Source organism: Chryseobacterium sp. Y16C (assembly GCF_022488405.1).
GTDB classification, from domain to species: Bacteria; Bacteroidota; Bacteroidia; order Flavobacteriales; family Weeksellaceae; genus Chryseobacterium; species Chryseobacterium geocarposphaerae.
This window is the reverse complement of sequence record NZ_CP092711.1, coordinates 2,558,781-2,578,267: the sequence shown is the minus strand read 5'-3', so window position 1 is coordinate 2,578,267 and position 19,487 is coordinate 2,558,781. Positions and strand designations below refer to the sequence as shown.

Below are 19,487 nucleotides of genomic sequence, written 5' to 3'. Positions count from 1 at the left end.
AGCACTTATAAGTGCTTGAGTAACCTAAAAATAGGAAAGAAATCGTTAAGGGCGTATGGCGGATGCCTAGGCTTTCAGAGGCGACGAAGGACGTGGTAAGCTGCGAAAAGCTACGGGGATTGGCACACACGAATTGATCCGTAGATATCCGAATGGGGCAACCCAATACATTGAAGATGTATTACCTCTTAGGAGGAGCAAACCCGGAGAACTGAAACATCTAAGTACCCGGAGGAAAAGAAATCGAAGAGATTCCGTAAGTAGTGGCGAGCGAAAGCGGATTAGCCCAAAAGTCTTTATATGTTTAAAAGAATGTTCTGGAAAGAACAGCCATAGAGGGTGATAGCCCCGTATTTGAAAGGCATATTTAGATGATAAATGAGTAGGGCGGGACACGTGAAATCCTGTCTGAATATGGGGGGACCATCCTCCAAGGCTAAATACTCCTGAAAGACCGATAGTGAACAAGTACTGTGAAGGAAAGGTGAAAAGCACTTCGAATAGAAGGGTGAAATAGAACCTGAAACCGTACGCCTACAAGCGGTCGGAGCCCACAAGTTGGGTGACGGCGTGCCTTTTGCATAATGAGCCTACGAGTTAATTTTACTAGCGAGGTTAAGTAATTAAGTTACGGAGCCGGAGCGAAAGCGAGTCTGAATAGGGCGCATAGTTAGTAGGATTAGACGCGAAACCTTGTGATCTACCCATGGGCAGGTTGAAGCTTTGGTAACACAAAGTGGAGGACCGAACCGGTTGACGTTGAAAAGTCTTCGGATGACCTGTGGGTAGGGGTGAAAGGCCAATCAAACTGGGAGATAGCTCGTACTCTCCGAAATGCATTTAGGTGCAGCGTCGCAAATGAGTTTATTAGAGGTAGAGCTACTGATTGGATGCGGGGGTTTCACCGCCTACCAATTCCTGACAAACTCCGAATGCTAATAAATGTTCTGCGGCAGTGAGGGCATGGGTGCTAAGGTCCATGTCCGAGAGGGAAAGAACCCAGACCAACAGCTAAGGTCCCCAAATATATGTTAAGTTGAAGCAACGCGGTTGGACTGCATTGACAGCTAGGATGTTGGCTTGGAAGCAGCCATTCATTTAAAGAGTGCGTAACAGCTCACTAGTCGAGCGGTCCGGCATGGATAATAATCGGGCATAAACATATTACCGAAGCTATGGATTTGTATTTAATACATCTGGTAGGAGAGCATTCTGTTTGCGCCGAAGCAGTATCGTGAGGTATTGTGGAGCGGACAGAAAAGAAAATGTAGGCATAAGTAACGATAAAGGGGGCGAGAAACCCCCTCACCGAAAGACTAAGGTTTCCTCAGCCATGCTAATCAGCTGAGGGTTAGTCGGGACCTAACGCGAACCCGAAAGGGGTAGTGGATGGACAATGGGTTAATATTCCCATACTTGCTCACACTAAAAAGGGGACGGTTCGATGTAGCTATTGAAGACGGACGGAAGTGTCAAGGCCTAGCCTTCGGGCGAAGCTGTTATAGTGTAATCGGATCCAAGAAAAGCCGAAGTGAAGCAACCCGTACCAAAACCGACACAGGTGGTCGAGGAGAGAATCCTAAGGTGCTCGAGTGAGTCGTGGCTAAGGAACTAGGCAAAATAGTCTCGTAACTTCGGAAGAAGAGACGCCAACAGCAATGTTGGCCGCAGTGAAGAGGCCCAGGCGACTGTTTATCAAAAACACAGGACTCTGCTAAATCGAAAGATGCTGTATAGGGTCTGACACCTGCCCGGTGCTGGAAGGTTAAGGAAGGGCGTTAGCGTAAGCGAAGCGTTTGACTGAAGCCCCAGTAAACGGCGGCCGTAACTATAACGGTCCTAAGGTAGCGAAATTCCTTGTCGGGTAAGTTCCGACCTGCACGAATGGTGTAACGATCTGGGCACTGTCTCAGCCACGAGCTCGGTGAAATTGTAGTATCGGTGAAGATGCCGATTACCCGCAATGGGACGAAAAGACCCTGTGAACCTTTACTATAACTTCGTATTGACTTTGAGTAAGTAATGTGTAGGATAGGTGGGAGACTTTGAAGCCGGCACGCTAGTGTTGGTGGAGTCGACGTTGAAATACCACCCTTTACTTACTTGGAGCCTAACTTCTTAAAGAAGGACATTGCGTGGTGGGTAGTTTGACTGGGGTGGTCGCCTCCAAAAGAGTAACGGAGGCTTTCAAAGGTACCCTCAGCACGCTTGGTAACCGTGCGTAGAGTGTAATGGCATAAGGGTGCTTGACTGTGAGACCAACAAGTCGATCAGGTGCGAAAGCAGGACATAGTGATCCGGTGGTTCCGTATGGAAGGGCCATCGCTCATAGGATAAAAGGTACTCCGGGGATAACAGGCTAGTCTCCCCCAAGAGCTCACATCGACGGGGAGGTTCGGCACCTCGATGTCGGCTCGTCACATCCTGGGGCTGGAGAAGGTCCCAAGGGTTGGGCTGTTCGCCCATTAAAGTGGCACGCGAGCTGGGTTCAGAACGTCGTGAGACAGTTCGGTCTCTATCTATTGCGGGCGTTAGATGTTTGAGAGGGCTTGATTCTAGTACGAGAGGACCGAATTGAACAAACCTCTGGTGTATCAGTTGTACCGCCAGGTGCACCGCTGAGTAGCTATGTTTGGAAGAGATAAGCACTGAAAGCATATAAGTGCGAAACTCGCCTCAAGATGAGACATCTTTTAAGGGTCGTTGGAGATGACAACGTTGATAGGCTACAGGTGTAAAGTTGGTAACAGCATAGCCGAGTAGTACTAATTACCCGTAGATTTATAGCCTATTGGTTTACATTAAAACAAGCCTTATAAGTGCAATCATGGTTTTGCCTTTGTGATGAAATTTACCGATAAAACAGGTAGCAGATGTAGCTATCAGGTAGCAGGAAAACCTGCAACCTATCACCTTCAAACTGCAACCTTATATACAACCTTTAGGGTGGTTTTAGCGGTGGGGCTCACCTGTTCCCATTCCGAACACAGAAGTTAAGCCCACCAGCGCCGATGGTACTGCGACAAGCGGGAGAGTAGGTCGCCGCCAGTTTTTATTTAAAGTCTCATACATTATGTATGAGACTTTTTTGTTTTTAGACCATATATACTATTTACATAAACCTCATATCTCATTCATTCACTCATTTATTTATTTATTTATTTATTTATTTATTTATTTGAACGAGGCTTTTTGTTTTACTACATCCTTCTCCTTTTTTGATATCACTACTAGTCCATATATCTTTAATCTAAAATAAGAATAAATTAAAGCAGCTTACTAACAAAGAAAACTGTAAAAGAGCACAAAATTTTATTGGAATACTTAGAAACTTTTTTGATAGCTACTTCCTATTCTGGAGAATAACTTAAATCGATTTTTTTCAGAATATTTTACATCGCTATACTCTAAGAATATTTCTCTTACAGAGTTTATAAATTCTAATATTTTAGGAATTAATTGTTTACTGATGAAAGTTTATCTGAGCAGTATAAGTTGCAGCTGGAACAGTTACGGAAACCCCGCCAAGGCGTATAGATATTGGAATATTTGAATAAGATATTTGGGTTACTAATAATCCTAACGTACCTGCGAACATGAGATCAAAAAAGACGGAATCTGTCTGAAGTATTTCCGGATAAGTATTTCCATTATTGAAATAAACACTACATCCTAAGCATAAACCTGTAATTGCACCTGTACCCCCATTTCTGTTGGCGTAAAGATGAAGAGAGTTATTCCAAAGTGTAGGAGTATAGTACATTTTGATTTGAGACACAATACTACCTGTTTCCAAAAGAGCAAGCCCCAAAAGTACACTACGAGGGATTGTGTATGGCCCTAATATAATCGTATTATCTGAACTCGTATAAGTTCCGGAATAGTTATTCCCAGCTTCTGTAATAGGCGGTATGATTATCGCAGAGGGAGTTCCTGCAATATTTACGGGGATATTGGCAGAAGGTGAAACTCCATTGTCAGTAATAGTATATGTAACTGTTACTGTATTATTGAAAGCATTAAGATTGGTGTAAGTATTAGGTGATACCGAAAACGTAAGCTGATGTCCATTGCCAATTCCATTTCCGGTATAGGCTCCTCCAATTCCACTAATGATTGTTGTTGGGACCGTAGAGAGTGTGACTTGCGAAGAGGGGGTTCCTAATGTACCGGCTCCACTACCTGAAGCTGCTGCTGCTTGTAATTTTACATCAACACCGGGAATGAGCTGATTAATGGAAGCTGTTATAGACCGTGTACCACCTGAAGCTACTGCTGAAGTATAATTCAGCCATTTTGTTGTATTATTGGCAGGATTTGCAAGACGATTACCTGCTTCTGTAGGTTTTGTAAGGTCTAAATTAATGCTACTGTTTTGCTCAATATCCATTAATGCAACTTGTGGTAATGTAAAATTAACATTATATGTTTGTGCAAAGCTACCAGTATAAAACGTGAGACTAATTGAAGAGAATAATATTTTGATAAAAGATGTCATTTTTGCTTTTTTATTTCGTTATATCCTACTTTTATACCTTCTCGTTGATATTTAATTTCAGTCAGTTGCTTTACAATACTAATAGCTATATTTTTAATTTCAGAAGGTTTTAAAACAAATTGAAATAGATTGGTAGATATTTTATACCTTTTATCAAGACCATTTCTATATATTTTTACAGTCCAGTTTCCAGGGCGTAAATAAGTAAAATCAAAAGGTTCTCCTATGATGCATATTTTTCGATAGGTTTGTTCTCCATTGGTAGCTTCTATAATGACACCGTCATTTTTTTTACTTTCTTTTTTCGACTGATATTGAGCAAAAACATAATGATTCTTTTCTTCATTTTCATTGAGCGAAATACTTCCCTGAATAGTAGCTGCTGTAGTTAAACCGAAATTATAAATGTTTTCTTTATTGATAAGGTGTAATGCTGCAGGAAAATTGGAATAAGGAATATCATTTAACTGAGTGCTTGATCTGTCAATTTCGAGAAAATAATCTCCCGGGGGAATGTTTTTAAAGGTATAATTTCCTGCTTTATCTGTAACAGTAATATGATTTCCCATCATTAACCGTATTCCGTCTACTTTTTTTACCCCAAGATTGTTGATGGTGCCGGATAAGGTGGTGTACTCTGCTATTTTTTGCACAGGAACATTCATCCGCATCGTATAACGTAAAGAAAATATAAAATCTTTATTGGAAAAATCCCCACGCTGCAAATTGTAACGACCTGATATATCAATTTCGTGATTTTTGAAAAGCTGATGATGGAATAGAGCTTCAAAAAGATTTCTGTCCTTAAAATAATCTTCAGGCATATAATTATTCTGATAAAAAATGCTGAAGTTGGTTTTATCAGATAATCTGCTGATAACACGGGCACCGAAATAAGTCTGTTTTTGATTTTGCATCTGATATCTGGAGGTTACTGCATAACTCCCAAATAAGTTGAATGAAGTTCTAAATTTCTCAAATTCAATATTGGCGGTATAAAAAGTAGAATTCCCGGAAAATCCGGTCAGAAAGTTATTGGTAGTGCCAAACTGACTTTCAAGATTAATATTGAATTCTCCTATTTTCTGATTTACACTTAGTCTGAAAAACTTTTCATCATAATCAAATTGTCTTGGTATAAGGCGATCCTGGTACTTTTGATATCCACTATATACCATAATGGATCCTGTTTTTATATAGTTGTATTGAGCGCCATACTGTAAATAGCTTCTGTATGGAGAAGCCAATAATAAGGTATCTCTTTGATAGTTTTTAGCGTCCTGAATAAAGTTAGCAAACAGATTAACTTTTTTCAGAATTCTATACTGTATATTCCCGTTAAAAGTACTGGTGTTAGAAAAATAGCCGGCGAATCTGGGACTGGCTTTTAAATACATAAGACTACCGCTGATTTTACTGAAATTAGCCTGAGTCTGTAGCATATAAGCTGTTCCTTCTGTCTCATTTGTTTTACTATATGTAATTTCTCCGGAAGCACTAAGATTTGTTAGAAGTTGGAACTTGCCTGTTAAATAGGGTAAATGTGTATTCGAGCTGAATTGAGCATTTACAGATGTAAAGTTGTTTTTATCAGAAAGAGGTATTTTATAAAGGTAACCGGCGGTTATTTCCGATTCTTTCTTTATTTTAATTTTTGAATAAATGTTGAATTCATCTTTAATGTCCCGGAAGAATCTTGGATGGTTATAGAAAGCACCGAAGCTCAGTTTTTTTAAGTCATAGCGTATCTCTGCTCCTCGTCCATATCGTGCAAATTCAGTGAGATAAGAGGCTGAATAGGTTTTATCTCCAATATGTACAAAAAGATTGGCATCTTTATAATTAATAAAATATTCTTCGTATGGGGTAAAAGCATTGAACTCAATCGGGTTTTGGGTTACTGCATGAAACTCTATCTGACTGGTATTTTTATTCGTCAAACTGCCCTTACCATAAATTTCTCCCTGAAAACCATCCTGATAAATACCTCTGTTCCGGGTTCCGATAAAAGAAAGAGAAGCGGAAACCGGAAGACGGTAATAAATATCATCCTCAACAGGTTTTGTTGAAATAATTTTCACACTGCTGTATGCGGTGATAGCCTGATCCGGATTCACCATAGAACGGGCGGTCAGATTTAAATTCTGATAATCATTCTTTCCTAAATTAGGATCTGTATTTTTAGTAACTGTAATTACTTTACTGGTTCCGGGAGGAAGAACGAGGGTATTGACCTGGCTAATCAATGAATTGCTTTCCATTGCCAGATACTCTTTAGTATTTCCGTTATTTTTTAGAATAAAAGAAGCTTTAATAACTTGCCCGGCTTTTACAAATTCCGGAGATTCTAATAAGGTAACAGAAATATTCCGGTTTGGGGAAACAATAATTTCTGTTTTTTCCGTAAGCTCATTTTCTGTATCTTTTTCGGAAATATGCAGTGATATTTCATACTTTCCTGAAGGAGTCTCGGAAGATATCCGTAAAGGGACAATATAAATTCTATGGTCTAATGCCGAAATAGTAATTTCATCTTTTGAAAGAATAGGACTAATAAATGAATCGGAAGTTTCAACATTCAGAAGGTAAGTTTTACTGTACTGCGAATTATTCTCTATTTTAAAAGAAACAGAAGTAGGGCTTCCCGGGAGTAAACTATCTTTTTTATTAACAAATTCCGAAGATTGATTTTGAGAAAAGATGTGTACAGGGAATAACAGGATAATATATATGATCCATTTCCTAATCATTTTTAACTTCTAATTCAACATTAAGAGCAAAGGCATTTTCATCTTCATCAGTAGCTATGATTACAGCATTGTATTTATCAGGAAGAATGTTGCTGATATCTATATCGAAAGATTTTGAAGTGTTGGGAAGTAATGCCATGGTCATACTGGAAAATGTACCTATCTTTTCTCCTGTTTTGCGATTATATATTTCAATATTTGCCGTAGGTCTGCAATATAAATTCCCGTTATTGACAATTCCGACTTTCACAATTCGCTGTTGTCCTTCTTTTTCAATTTTTACACTTTCAAACTTAAGAGAAGGCTTTACATTTTCAGTATCATAGTTGGTAATGACCTGAATGGCATATCGAACTACAGATGTAATATTAATACCCGGGCTATCATTACTAGGCTTTATATCTTCTACGGGCTCTACAATAATAACACTCCAATAGGTACCAGCTTGGGCAATTTTATCAGGAACGTTAATTTCAAAATATACCTCTGTTTTTTCTTTAGCTTTAAGGTTTATTAAATTAGTATTGAGCTTTATCCAGTCAGTGTTTGATTTTTCATTTGTATGAGGAGCAGTATAATAAGTGGTTCCGTCGGCATGGTAGCTAAAATCCTGTAAGAAAATTTTTACATTTTGAGGAGCATTTCCTGTGTTCTGTAAAGTAACTTGTCCTTTATAGATCTGCCCATTCTCAACTTTATAAAAATGAGTAAGACCATTGAGTACGACAACGCTTGCCTGTAGTGTGGCGAACTGTAAAATAAAGGCAAGAAAAAGTAAAATACGCTTTATCATTAAGAATATTTTTAGGATAAAATAAGGATATAGAGAAATAAGAAGAAATTGAGTAAATTTCTTCTCATCTTAATCAAAAAATCTTTTTTCTATTTAATTGTCAACAAAAGTATAGGTAACCTTTGCTGTTACGTTTGCTGTAGCTGTTATATTACCATATGCAGTAGTAGTACCAGGAGTAATCGTATAGGTAAGATTGTGTCCTTTTCCGGATCCATCTTCTGTATAAGCACTTCCAATGAGTGAAATTAGTGATTGATCAGTAGCTGTCAAAGTTAATGTGGAAGGGGTTCCTAAAGCTCCTGCACCTCCTACTGCCGCTGCTGCTGTAACTTTAATATCTACACCTGGAATTAATGCATCTAATTTTGCAGAAATATGGCGAGTTGTAACAGTTGCCGTCTTAATGGATGAATAATTGAGCCAGAGAGTATTGTTTGTAGCAGCTACAGCTATTGGTAAACCAGCTTCCGTGGGAGCTGTAAATCCCATTGAAATATTTTTTGAAGCAGAAGGTTCAATATCAAGTATTGCAACTGAAGGAATGGTAATGGTAATATCATGATTATCACTAATAGCGTCTTGCGCTTTCATATTAGCAGATATTGCAGCAAAAGCCAAAGATAATGCCAATCCTGGAAGGTTTAATCGTTTCATTGTTTTTTAGTTTTAGATTGTGAAGATAATAAAATTTAGTAAATGATAGTAGAGTATTTTATTAAATTAAATGTAAAACATTGTTTTTCAATATTTGATAGCACCTTAAAGTAGGAATGATGTATGGAATCATTAACAGTAAATTATTATAGAAAACATATTTTCTTTTGATAAAAATTAGAATCTGCTTAAGATCCCCCAATGGATTTTGATATCATTGAATTTGAATGGATTTCCAAATTCATTACCATTGGAAAGCTGGAAACTCATAAGGCCGATAGGGATAAAGAAATTAAATCCGAACCCGACACTATAGAGTTTGGGCTTCACATTTAAAGATTTGTTGTTGAGCTGGCCATACTGCCCGAAAACATCAAAAAAAGCCTGGCTACCGATCAAATACCGGTATTCAAGACTTCCATAATAATAAAAGTCGGCGGCGAGAGAGTTTTCATTGAATCCCCGCATGGAATTCCAACCTCCGAAACGGTATAATTCGTTGGCGGAAAATTCTACCTTAGAATCCATCATGGCTCCTTCTGCTTTTATATTGAGGAAATGATTTCCGTTGATATGATAATTGTGCTCTCCAAAAAAATAGAACTGGTTCTGGTTGGCTTTAATATTGTCTTTTGTATAAGTAGTCGCTAAAAAATCATATCCTGCATTGATTCTTGTTTTGTAAAGAAAAAGATCAATATCAGTAGGTTCCGTCATTTCGTACCAGATACCCAATCCTTTTTTATTATAATCTTTACCCTGAATATATAAAGTGTCAATAATGCTGGATGTTTCAAAAGTTCCTCTAAGTCCTATTTTATTTCTGTTATTGATGTGGTAATAAAAAGCCGGCAGCATTTTTACGTTAGCATACGTAGAGTCCTGTCTGAAAATATTGATCTTCATATTCATCCCGACATTCGATTTAAAAAGATAAGGAATGTCCGTTTGAAGGTCAAACGTCTGTCCTTTATCCGGATTTCTTTGCCAGTATAAATTAATGGTTTCAAAGCCATTGAACATATTCTTGAAATTCACGTTCAGGGTTCCGTTTAAGGTAAATTTATCCGTTTTATCATTTCCAAAACCGATTACCCCGTCAAAAGTATTCGTCTTTTTCTTTTCCAGGAAAAGATAAATCTGCGTAGAGTCTTTTGTAAAAAGTGTTTGTGGTTGCCTTTCCAGCGAGAGGAATGGATGGCTTTGAAAGTTTTTGTTGATGGCTAAAAGATTTTTGTCATCGTAGGTTTTACCTTTGAACTCTTTTTCAAGATTTTTTATAAACCTTTTGGGAACTTTTACATAGCCTTTCATCACGAAGCCGTCAATCGTTCTTTTATCATTTTTATTGATATCAAGATTCACAATAGGATAGCCGTCTTTCTGTCCTTTATATTTTGCTTTTATCCTGCTGAAAGAATAGCCTTCATCAATATAAACTTTGTTGATGCTTTTTTTAGTAGAATCCAGATTTTTAGTGAAAAACTCTTTCTTAGATTTTAGTTTTATCGCTAACGAATCCGAAAGATCAATAAAAGTTTCATTGAAGTTTTTCCCTTTATCATAAAAGATCTCGGTGCTGTCACCTTTTACTTTTACTTCTTTTAATTGAGTTAAAAAATAATTTCCCTGAGCCAGAGAATCTAAAAACTTGACCGCAGAAACTGAATCTTTTACCTTTTTCTTGACCTTCGTTTCGGAATCTATAAGGAAATAATGTTTTTTCTGCGCCTGTATAAAAACGCAAAACAGTACAAAAAATATTTTTAAGAATAGTTTCAATTTGTCATTCTGAATGTAGTGAAGCGGAATGAAGAATCTCTATAAAAATACAAAAAGATTCTTCACTGCATTCCATCCCGTTCAGAATGGCAATGCACCCAGATCATTCAACTGTTTTTATGCAAGTTTATTATATTTCTTCATTAAATTCTCATAAGTTCCCTGCGGAAGGATCCATTTTAAAGGAACTCCTATTTTCTGCCCGAATTTACCAAAATAATAATGAGCTTTCCATTTGGGTTTATTTAAAAGAGCATCAACATATTCCGCAACTTCCAAAGGCTCAGTTCCGTCTCCAACATGCGAATTCATCAATGCATATACCTTATTAAACACATTTTTGTATGGTTCGGAAACCTTTGTTCTCACACGGTTTTCTGCAATATTGGTTTTAATATCACCTAAATGAAGAGAGCAGACATTCACATTCCATGGATACACTTCATATCTCATCGCTTCTGTTACTTTATCCAAAGCCGATTTTGAAGCAGAGTAGAATCCACGGAAAGGCAGTCCCATTTCACTTCCGATACTAGAAACATTGATGATCTGCCCGAATTTGTTTTCACGCATTTTGGGCATCACGGCGCTCATCATTTGGACAGCTCCAACCAGGTTCAGGTTAAAAAGCTTCAAAATATCTTCTTTTGAAGAATCTTCTACAGCTCCTACCATTCCCATTCCGGCATTGTTGATCAGGACATCGATTTTTGTTTCCTTTGTTAATACCTGTGCGATAGCATTTTGTACCGCATCATTATCTGTAACATCTGTGGGAATAGACGTGAAATATTGACTTTCGGTGTGCTTTCTGCTTAAGCCGTATACTCTGTGACCCTTTTTTCCAAAATATTCCGCTAACACGAAACCGATTCCGGATGATGTGCCCGTGATGATAATAGTTTTTGACATTAGTAAGTAAAATATTTTTTTGAATTAGGAATTTTGAATTTGTTTTCGCCTATCCTGAATTCGTTCATTTTTATAAGCGTTTCGAATTTATGAATAAATTCTTTGTGATCATCTTGTGGAATTTTTCTGTTTTCATCTCCGTCACATTCGGAATACGTTTCATCAACAATAGCTTCCCCCGTAGAGAAATTGACATCATAGGTAAAGCTGAATTCGCAGGTATCTTCAAATTTGTTGAAAGCTCCGATCAGATAAAAGTCTCCATTTTGAAAACGGAATGTATACTTGCTCGTATCCATATGTCTTGAATTGGTATAAAACGATTGAAAAATGACAAGACAATTATTTTTTATTTTGATTTCCAGTTTATTGTCTTCAGGATAAAAGCCCGCTTCGCTTGAATTCAGTATCGTTGAATTTTCTTTCCAAATTTTTAAACTTCCCTGAATGTTTTTTAAGATATAGAATTTTCTTTTATATCCTTGATATTCAGTTTTCTCTGGAGTATTATATACAATAACTGTTTCTTCTTTTCCGTCCTTATCCAAATCACCCTTTACTTCCAGTACCTTTTCATGCCCTTTTGGAATGACAAAATCCTTCAGTTCCTGTGATTGAAACATGGTAAAAATAAGTAAGGAGAAAAAAGAAAGGAAAATTTTCATTTACTGTTTGCTTAAAATCTTTGATAGATCTTTCCAAAACATTGGGTAAGATTTTTCCACTACATTTTCATCTTCAATATTTAATTCTTTAATCAGGCAAAACGGCGCGAAACTCATCGCCATTCTGTGATCCTGATAGGTTTTGATAGAAATATTCTCTTCAGGTTCTTTAAAGTTAAGGGATTGTATGGTCGTATCTGTGATCTCAGTTTCAGTTCCCAGTTTTTGTAATTCATTATACAGAGCCAGCAATCTGTCGGTTTCCTTCACCCTTAATGTTCCCAGACCTGAAATTTCAAAAGGGATTTTCAAAGCGGCAGCAGTTACACAAAGGGTTTGTGCGATATCCGGACAATTATTCATATCCAGAACGATTTTATCCGGGAACTGGAAATTGGGATCCGGCTGAAGCGTAATTTTATGCTCAGCTTCTGTGAAAATCGTTTGTATCCCGAAAAACTCTTCATAAATTTTTGCAATGGCAGAATCTCCCTGTGTGGACTCTTTGTAAAAGCTTTTTAAATGAATTGTTTCTCTTCCCAATGCTGCAAAGGAGTAAAAATATGAAGCTGAGCTCCAGTCACTTTCCACCTCATAATTGACAACTGAGTGTTGATTGCTTTCATGAAAGGGTTCAACTTTAATTAAATTTCCGACAAAACTTGCCTGGATTCCGAATTTTTTCAGAATATCCAAGGTCATTTCAATATAAGATTTTGAAGTAACTTCACCTACAAGATTTATTTCCAGTCCTGTTTCAAGTTTCCCTGCAATCAATAGGAGAGAGGTGATAAACTGGCTCGAAATATTGGCCGGAACATCTACCTTGGTCTCCGTAATTTTTCTTCCTTTAATTTTCAAAGGAGGAAAACCTTCGTTTTCCAGGTATTCAATTTCTACGCCCAGATTTTGTAAAGCGGTAACCAGATTTTTTATGGGGCGTTCTTTCATTCTTCCGGAACCGGTAAGAACAGTGTTTTTTCCTTCTGCAATAGAATAGTAAGACGTTAGGAAACGCATCGCTGTTCCAGCATGGTGAATATCTACAATCTCAGTATTCTCCGACAATGCTTTTTTCAGCAATTGGGTATCCTGGGAATTGGATAAATTCCCGATTTGTATATTTTTAAACAAACTTTCTAAAATCAACAAACGATTCGAAATACTTTTCGAACCGCTGATTTGTATGGTTTGATTTCCGACTAATTTTGATTGTTCTAGCTTCTTCATTATTTCATTTCTATTTTAAAGACAGGCAACCTGATAAAGTTGCGTTATTTTTTAATTCGTTTCTGAATTTTTCAGGAAGATTGATTGAGATAAAACAAAAGTTTTTTTCATCATATTTTTTTAATTCAGCATTCCAGATGAGTGCTTTGGCTTCACCGTAATCAGAGTTGTAATAATATAAATTTTCTTTATTATCAACATAGCAAAGCCAATAATGATGATCACTGAATGTCCTATTTATTGGTTGTTGATAAAGAACTTTTCCTCTTTCGTCTGTTATTGCTAATATTTTGCATGAATTTTCGATGTTTTTTACAATAACATTTTTTTTCCATCCCCAAGAATAAGTTGCATTCGTAGTAATAAATCCTTCACGAGTATTTTCACGTTTTGGAATTTCAGAAGAGCATCGGGTTAATGCGAGTATTGTAAATAAAAAAACACCAAATTTCATTCACTATTTCAATTTTTCATTATTCTGATGACGGTCTTTATCGCGATCAGTTTTTATTTTCATTTTCTTATCAAAAGCCTCCTGCAGATTGACCCCGGTCTGATTAGCCAAACATAACGTTACAAATAAAACATCTGCCAATTCCTCTCCAAGATCTTTGCTTTTGTCACTTTCCTTTTCGCTTTGCTCTCCATATCTTCTGGCAATGATTCTTGCCACCTCGCCCACTTCTTCCGTCAGCATTGCCATATTGGTAAGTTCATTGAAATAACGAACACCAATTGTTTTTATCCATTCATCGACCTGCTGCTGCAGATTTGCAATTTCCATTATGACTTATTATTATTGATCTGTTGTTCCAAAGAACTTATTTTACTGTTTAATATACTAAGCTCTTCTTTTATTTCCTCTAAGTGGTGTGCCGATTTTCCCGAACTTTCGGTGTAATTGCCAATTTTCTTAAAGAAACTCCTTATTGCCAAATAACAGGCAATTAAAATTAAAAGTGCCAATAAAAAAGGCAAGTTCTCGATAAAATTAAATTCCATCCCGAAGTTTTATTAAAATTTTGAAGATTATTCATAGGCTCCCAAAGTCGGAGTAGTGCTTCTTGAAACCCCAACGATATCGGTAGTGACCGATGAAAGAGGGGCACCCACATTTCTAGCTGGAGACAGCGGTTTTACTCTTAGATTTTGTTTGGCTGTAAAATAATTGATGAATTGAGGATCTTTATTTTTATCACTTTGAGTAACAATGAGAGAATTGCTAAAATCATAACCAGATTCTGATATATTTGAATATTTGATTAAGGAGTTTTGAATTAAGAATCCAAATTGTTGATTCAAAGAAGGTTCAACATGAACAGCATTGTCTTTATCCGAATAAACAATACTATTTTTTATACTTAGCTGTTGCAAAGCTGCCTGTTGTGTTTGCCCATTATCATCTTTCCATTCATTTGTGGCAAAAATTCCTTCTCTAGTAAAAGAGGCTAATGTTTTCGAATAATTGGCGATGGTAGCGTAAGTATAGCTATGATTTCCTCCTCCATAAATCCAGATACATGATAGACCACAATTATTCATAACCAGATTGGTAGCATTAACAGTAGAAGTTAATGCATAAATTCCATAATCCTGAAACGTATGAATAAAGGAATTATTAATCGTTGCCGTTGCTTTTTTCATATCTAAACCTCTTTTTCCTCCGAATAATCTTGCATGAGTCATATTCAGTATAGAATTCGCTTCCATCCGGATAGAGTTCCAGTTATTAGGAATCGTATCATAATACGTATCGTTTCTGTCTCCTCTTAGGATGACCTCGTTATTCAATGCTCCATTGATATTTAAAGTAGCTGCATCGGAAACTTTCATTCCGCTGTTGGAATGGAAATAGACTTTTGTTCCGGCCTGAATATTCAGCTTTATACCCGGATTAATGGTGAGATCTCCATAGATTATTTTCGCTTTGGTATTACTCCATGTTGTGTTGACATCAATTACATTCGGATTGGTCGGAGTTTTAATAAAAAACTCAGCATCCTGTACTACAGAAAATAAAGTAACATGCTGTTGTCCTGCACCACTTGAAAAAAGAACCCTGTCTTCGGCAATTGCTTCAGGACCTGTTGCTTCAGGGGCAATTTCCACAAAAATATAAAGACTGTCTTTTTTTCTTAAAGGAACATCTTTAAAGTCATATCCTGCCTTTCCGTCTACATTTATTCTATATAAAGATGAAGCTCCTTTTTCCAGATTGATTCTTGGGATAATCACATCTTTATTTTCATTATTATATACTTTTACCACATAAGTTTCTGAGCGTACCTGATGATACACCGTGTCACAAAATACCGTATCTCTTGAAAAGCTTAATGGCTGGGTGGGCTCGTCAAATGTAATATCATCTTTATTACAAGATACTGCCAGAAGCAGCGCCCAAAAAGAAAAAGCAAGTAATAATTTGAATTTCATCGAAATTAAGGTTTATTAAACTTCAAATGTAACGAAAATACTTTGAATTTCTTATTCCTGAAAAATTATTGAATGAGTATTTGTATATTATAAAAAATATTGTATTTTTGCAACCTAAAATTTAGCAGAGAAATATCCATTACTATTTCGAAAGCAAAACTTTAATTTTTTTAAAATTGTATTATGAAAAACGGAATCCACCCAGAAAATTATAGACTTGTTGTTTTCAAAGATATGAGTAACGACGAGGTGTTTCTTTGCAAATCGACTGCAGAAACTAAAGATACTATCGAGTACGAAGGACAAGAGTATCCTCTAATCAAAATGGAAATCTCTTCAACTTCTCACCCTTTCTACACAGGAAAAACTAAATTAGTTGATACTGCAGGTAGAGTTGATAAGTTCATGAACAAATACAAAAAATTCGCTAAGTAATTTTTTGTTATCACAATATTTAAAAGTCTTTCGGTTTCCGGAAGACTTTTTTTATTTGTAATTTTGTTGAAACTAGAAATGAAAAGCAGAAAATTACAAGTCAGTAATAAAATATTGAGCTTCCGGTTTTCATCCTCTCATTTCCAGCTTCTAACTTCTAACTTCTATAGAAATGCAATTAGTATTTTCAGATGCACAATATTGGGAAGATTTTCTCCCGCTTACCTTTACACGTCCTGTTGCAGAAATGCGATGCGGAATCCTTACCTTTTCTGAAAGATGGCAGAAAATTCTGGGTAATACCGAAGTTTCTTATTTTACGGAAATGTATCTTCAGGATAAATTTAAAGCACCGGAAGAAAAAGAGAGTCTTTTTTTAGTTCCGAATTTTATCCCTACGGAATCTGTTATTCAACAGATCAGAGATCTTAAGCAGGGCGAAGCTTTGGTGTATGAAGATGAATTGGTAGCAGCGAAGATCAATATGAAAGGATTTTCTCTTCATCAGATTGAGAAAATGACGGATATAAAAGAAGACCTTATCTTCTTTAAAAAACCGAAAGACTTATTTACTTACAACCATCACGCGATTGATTTTGATTTTGATCTTCTTACAAAAGGAAAGTCTTCACAGGGATTATCTGCAACGAATGGTTTCCTGGGTGATAAAAAAGACCTTTTCATTGAAGAAGGAGCATATATTGAATTTTCAACGATCAATACAAAAACCGGAAAAATATATATCGGTAAAAATACAGAAGTGATGGAAGGCTGTCATCTTCGTGGACCCATTGCGCTTTGTGATAATTCTAAATTTAATCTTGGAGCAAAAATTTATGGAGCTACTACCATTGGTCCACATTGTAAAGTAGGAGGGGAGGTAAACAATATTATTATTTTCGGGTACTCAAGCAAAGGGCATGAAGGATTTGTAGGGAATTCTGTGATTGGCGAATGGTGTAATTTTGGAGCAGATACCAACTCATCCAATATGAAAAATAACTACGGGAATGTAAAGTTCTGGAACTACAGAACCAAATCTTTTGAAGATACAGGACTGCAATTTGCAGGGATGATTATGGGGGATCATTCCAAAACAGCCATCAATACTCAGCTGAATACAGGAACTGTAATTGGAGTAGCATCCAATATCTTCAAACCCGGATTTCCACCTAACCTTGTAGAAAATTTTTCATGGGGTGGCTTAAAAGATGATGAAAAATTCAGATTAGATAAAGTCTATGAGGTGGCAGAAAGAGCAATGGCCCGTAGAAAAGTGGCTTTAACGGAACAGGATAAGGCTATTTTGAAACATATTTTTGATGAATATTAAGATAATATGAAAGTTCAGTTAAAGAATTCATTTTTCTTGGTTTTTCTTTTTTTCTGTAAAACTTTATTTGCACAATCAGAAGGAGATAAAATGGATAAGATAATTGATGATGCTTGCTTAAAGTTTAGTAAGACTCAAAATCTTTCAGATAGTTTAAGAGTAAAATATTTGAATGAGAATATTATTTATTCTTATATATCTACTGCAAAGATCAAGAATAAAGAAGCATTGGACGCTATGCTTATTAGATTTCAAAAAAGATGTGAAAGTTTTAGTAGTTTTCTGACAAAAATTGATAATCTTAATCAGGATGATTGGATTACTTTAGATCAGAGGCCCCAAGTTTTAGTCACTAAAAGAGATTTGGAGATTCTAAAACAAAGCAAGTCTCTATATTATTTTGAGTATGATGGAGAAAGAACTAATGTTGAAGTTAAAAATAACTATTGGGTAGAGACATTTACAGACCAGACTCAATCTAAATTAAAATATACTTGGGTTGATGAGAATAAATTTGAGTTAGAATTTATTGAAAGCAATAATTTTGAAAGAAAAGAGTTTAGCAGAAAAGGTGATAAATATATTTATGAAGTTATCAATAAAGTAAATGATTATTATTGGGTAATCGCTGAAATACCGGGACAGTCAAGGTTAGTGAAGTTTAAGCTTTACATTGAAAAATAAAAGAACATTAATTATGACTACTCGTAAAGTATTTTTGAATAGTATTAAATATGCTGAATAAAGAAACTTCAAAATTTTTTTGAAGTTTTTTTGTTTTTGATGTAATGAAATGTAAAATCTGGTTGTCTTACTTATAGAAACAAAACTTATGACCCAAGAGACCTTTAAGGATACGGTGTTCATTCTCAAAGATGAGATGTATCGCTTTGCGAAAAGGTTCGTCATGAGCAGTGATGAAGCGGAAGATGTGGTGCAGGATTTAATGATCAGGTTTTGGCAGAAGAAAGAAGAGTTGGGACAATTCGGGAATTTAAAGTCCTATGCGTTGAAAGCCGTCCGGAACGAATGCCTGAACCGGCTGAAGCACCACGATGTGAAGTTAGGATTTGCAGATATGCAGCTTCACCGCTCGGAGCTTTACAGTATGGAAGTGAATAATCTGAAGGAGCAGATTATCGGGTATATCAACCAGCTTCCGGAAAAACAAAAGATGGTTATCCATTTGAAAGATGTAGAAGAATATGAAGTTTCAGAAATTGCTGAAATGATGGAAATGGAAGAAAACGCAGTAAGGGTAAATCTGATGCGTGCTAGACAAAAAGTAAAAGAACAAATCTCACAACTGATGAGCTATGAACAACGACAAATTTCAAAATAAATACGACGAAATCTTCCAGCAAATTAAGGAAGAGAAAATGGATTGGGATTTTGAAGATTTCCTGAAAAAAGCAGAAGGAAAAGATGGTGAGGAAAAAGAAAATGAAGAAGCTCCGGTGATCCCGATCGGAAAAAATAAACCTGCTTTTCCTAAATGGTTTTGGATGGCTGCAAGTGTTGCTTTGCTTCTAGGGATTGGTTTCGTTTTTAACCAATATCAACATTCAGGGATAGAAAATCAGGCTCAGCTGGTAGAAAGTCAGATCAAACAGCAAAAAAATAATTTCATCGAAGAAAATAATGATCATCAGGCTCAGGTTGCAGTGAATCATCCGAGTGATTCAATCTCCGGAGCCAAGCAGGATTCTATATTTCAGGGGAATACCATTGCCGAAAAAGATGTTTTAGATGAAATTTTACCTAAAAGAGGAAGATTGAAAAAAGAAAGAAAGCTGAAATATGTTTACAATTCTTCTTATAAAAAAGCTTCAGATTCTACAGGATACAAAGATTCTTATGTGATTGTCAACGGAAAAAGAATTGAAAATGTGGAAGAAGCTATTAATGTGACTAAGTATTCATTTCAAATATTTGCAAATAACGTCAGTGAAAAACTGGTACAACCAAAAGTCGTTGAAGACGATTATTAATTAACCTT

The 19,487-nt window shown here is 36.2% G+C and carries 16 protein-coding genes and 2 rRNA genes; 7 read left to right on the top strand and 11 right to left on the bottom strand.

The window, feature by feature from the left end:
- Nucleotides 1–35: 35 nt before the first annotated feature.
- Nucleotides 36–2,789: ribosomal RNA gene (locus MKS83_RS11435) — 23S ribosomal RNA — on the top strand.
- Nucleotides 2,790–2,942: 153 nt separating this feature from the next.
- Nucleotides 2,943–3,051 (top strand): 5S ribosomal RNA (gene rrf / locus MKS83_RS11430).
- Nucleotides 3,052–3,463: 412 nt separating this feature from the next.
- Here the strand turns inward: rrf and MKS83_RS11425 are convergent.
- The 11 genes from MKS83_RS11425 to MKS83_RS11375 form a co-directional block, all read right to left on the bottom strand.
- Nucleotides 3,464–4,498, bottom strand: a complete 1,035-nt coding sequence (locus MKS83_RS11425) for a hypothetical protein (RefSeq protein WP_240579809.1) — start codon at nt 4,496–4,498, stop codon at nt 3,464–3,466.
- Nucleotides 4,495–7,248 carry a carboxypeptidase-like regulatory domain-containing protein gene (locus tag MKS83_RS11420; protein WP_240579808.1) on the bottom strand — a complete coding sequence of 918 codons (2,754 nt, stop codon included), beginning with the start codon at nt 7,246–7,248 and terminating at the stop codon, nt 4,495–4,497. Before MKS83_RS11420 ends, MKS83_RS11425 begins: the two co-directional genes overlap by 4 nt.
- On the bottom strand, nt 7,241–8,041 hold the full coding sequence (locus tag MKS83_RS11415; RefSeq protein ID WP_240579807.1) for a WxL protein host-binding domain-containing protein: 801 nt from the start codon (nt 8,039–8,041) through the stop codon (nt 7,241–7,243). Before MKS83_RS11415 ends, MKS83_RS11420 begins: the two co-directional genes overlap by 8 nt.
- 93 nt (nt 8,042–8,134) lie before the next feature.
- Nucleotides 8,135–8,698 (bottom strand): hypothetical protein, encoded by a 564-nt coding sequence (locus tag MKS83_RS11410; protein WP_240579806.1) that lies wholly within the window; start codon nt 8,696–8,698, stop codon nt 8,135–8,137.
- Nucleotides 8,699–8,875: 177 nt separating this feature from the next.
- Nucleotides 8,876–10,480 (bottom strand): hypothetical protein, encoded by a 1,605-nt coding sequence (locus MKS83_RS11405; protein WP_240579805.1) that lies wholly within the window; start codon nt 10,478–10,480, stop codon nt 8,876–8,878.
- Nucleotides 10,481–10,597: 117 nt separating this feature from the next.
- Entirely contained in the window at nt 10,598–11,392 is a 795-nt protein-coding gene (locus MKS83_RS11400; RefSeq protein ID WP_240579804.1) for an SDR family oxidoreductase, read from the bottom strand.
- Nucleotides 11,392–12,057, bottom strand: a complete 666-nt coding sequence (locus MKS83_RS11395; RefSeq protein WP_240579803.1) for a hypothetical protein — start codon at nt 12,055–12,057, stop codon at nt 11,392–11,394. Before MKS83_RS11395 ends, MKS83_RS11400 begins: the two co-directional genes overlap by 1 nt.
- Complete coding sequence (locus MKS83_RS11390; protein ID WP_240579802.1) at nt 12,058–13,287, bottom strand: 3-phosphoshikimate 1-carboxyvinyltransferase; 1,230 nt, start codon at nt 13,285–13,287, stop codon at nt 12,058–12,060.
- 10 nt (nt 13,288–13,297) lie between these two features.
- On the bottom strand, nt 13,298–13,741 hold the full coding sequence (locus tag MKS83_RS11385) for a hypothetical protein (RefSeq protein WP_240579801.1): 444 nt from the start codon (nt 13,739–13,741) through the stop codon (nt 13,298–13,300).
- A 3-nt stretch (nt 13,742–13,744) separates the two neighbouring features.
- Complete coding sequence (locus MKS83_RS11380; RefSeq protein WP_240579800.1) at nt 13,745–14,071, bottom strand: nucleotide pyrophosphohydrolase; 327 nt, start codon at nt 14,069–14,071, stop codon at nt 13,745–13,747.
- A gap of 245 nt (nt 14,072–14,316) precedes the next feature.
- On the bottom strand, nt 14,317–15,720 hold the full coding sequence (locus MKS83_RS11375; RefSeq protein ID WP_240579799.1) for a hypothetical protein: 1,404 nt from the start codon (nt 15,718–15,720) through the stop codon (nt 14,317–14,319).
- Between the two features lie 183 nt (nt 15,721–15,903).
- On the opposite strand from MKS83_RS11375, the gene MKS83_RS11370 reads away from it, so the two are divergent.
- The 5 genes from MKS83_RS11370 to MKS83_RS11350 all read left to right on the top strand — a co-directional run bounded on the left by MKS83_RS11370 (nt 15,904) and on the right by MKS83_RS11350 (nt 19,479).
- Entirely contained in the window at nt 15,904–16,155 is a 252-nt protein-coding gene (locus MKS83_RS11370; RefSeq protein ID WP_072961771.1) for a type B 50S ribosomal protein L31, read from the top strand.
- A gap of 172 nt (nt 16,156–16,327) precedes the next feature.
- Nucleotides 16,328–17,488, top strand: a complete 1,161-nt coding sequence (locus tag MKS83_RS11365) for a putative sugar nucleotidyl transferase (protein ID WP_240579798.1) — start codon at nt 16,328–16,330, stop codon at nt 17,486–17,488.
- 6 nt (nt 17,489–17,494) lie between these two features.
- Entirely contained in the window at nt 17,495–18,172 is a 678-nt protein-coding gene (locus tag MKS83_RS11360) for a hypothetical protein (RefSeq protein WP_240579797.1), read from the top strand.
- 148 nt (nt 18,173–18,320) lie between these two features.
- Entirely contained in the window at nt 18,321–18,830 is a 510-nt protein-coding gene (locus MKS83_RS11355) for an RNA polymerase sigma factor (protein WP_240579796.1), read from the top strand.
- Nucleotides 18,805–19,479, top strand: coding sequence for a hypothetical protein (locus tag MKS83_RS11350; RefSeq protein ID WP_240579795.1), 675 nt, complete (start codon nt 18,805–18,807; stop codon nt 19,477–19,479). The genes MKS83_RS11355 and MKS83_RS11350 overlap by 26 nt, the downstream gene beginning before the upstream one ends.
- Nucleotides 19,480–19,487 lie beyond the last annotated feature (8 nt).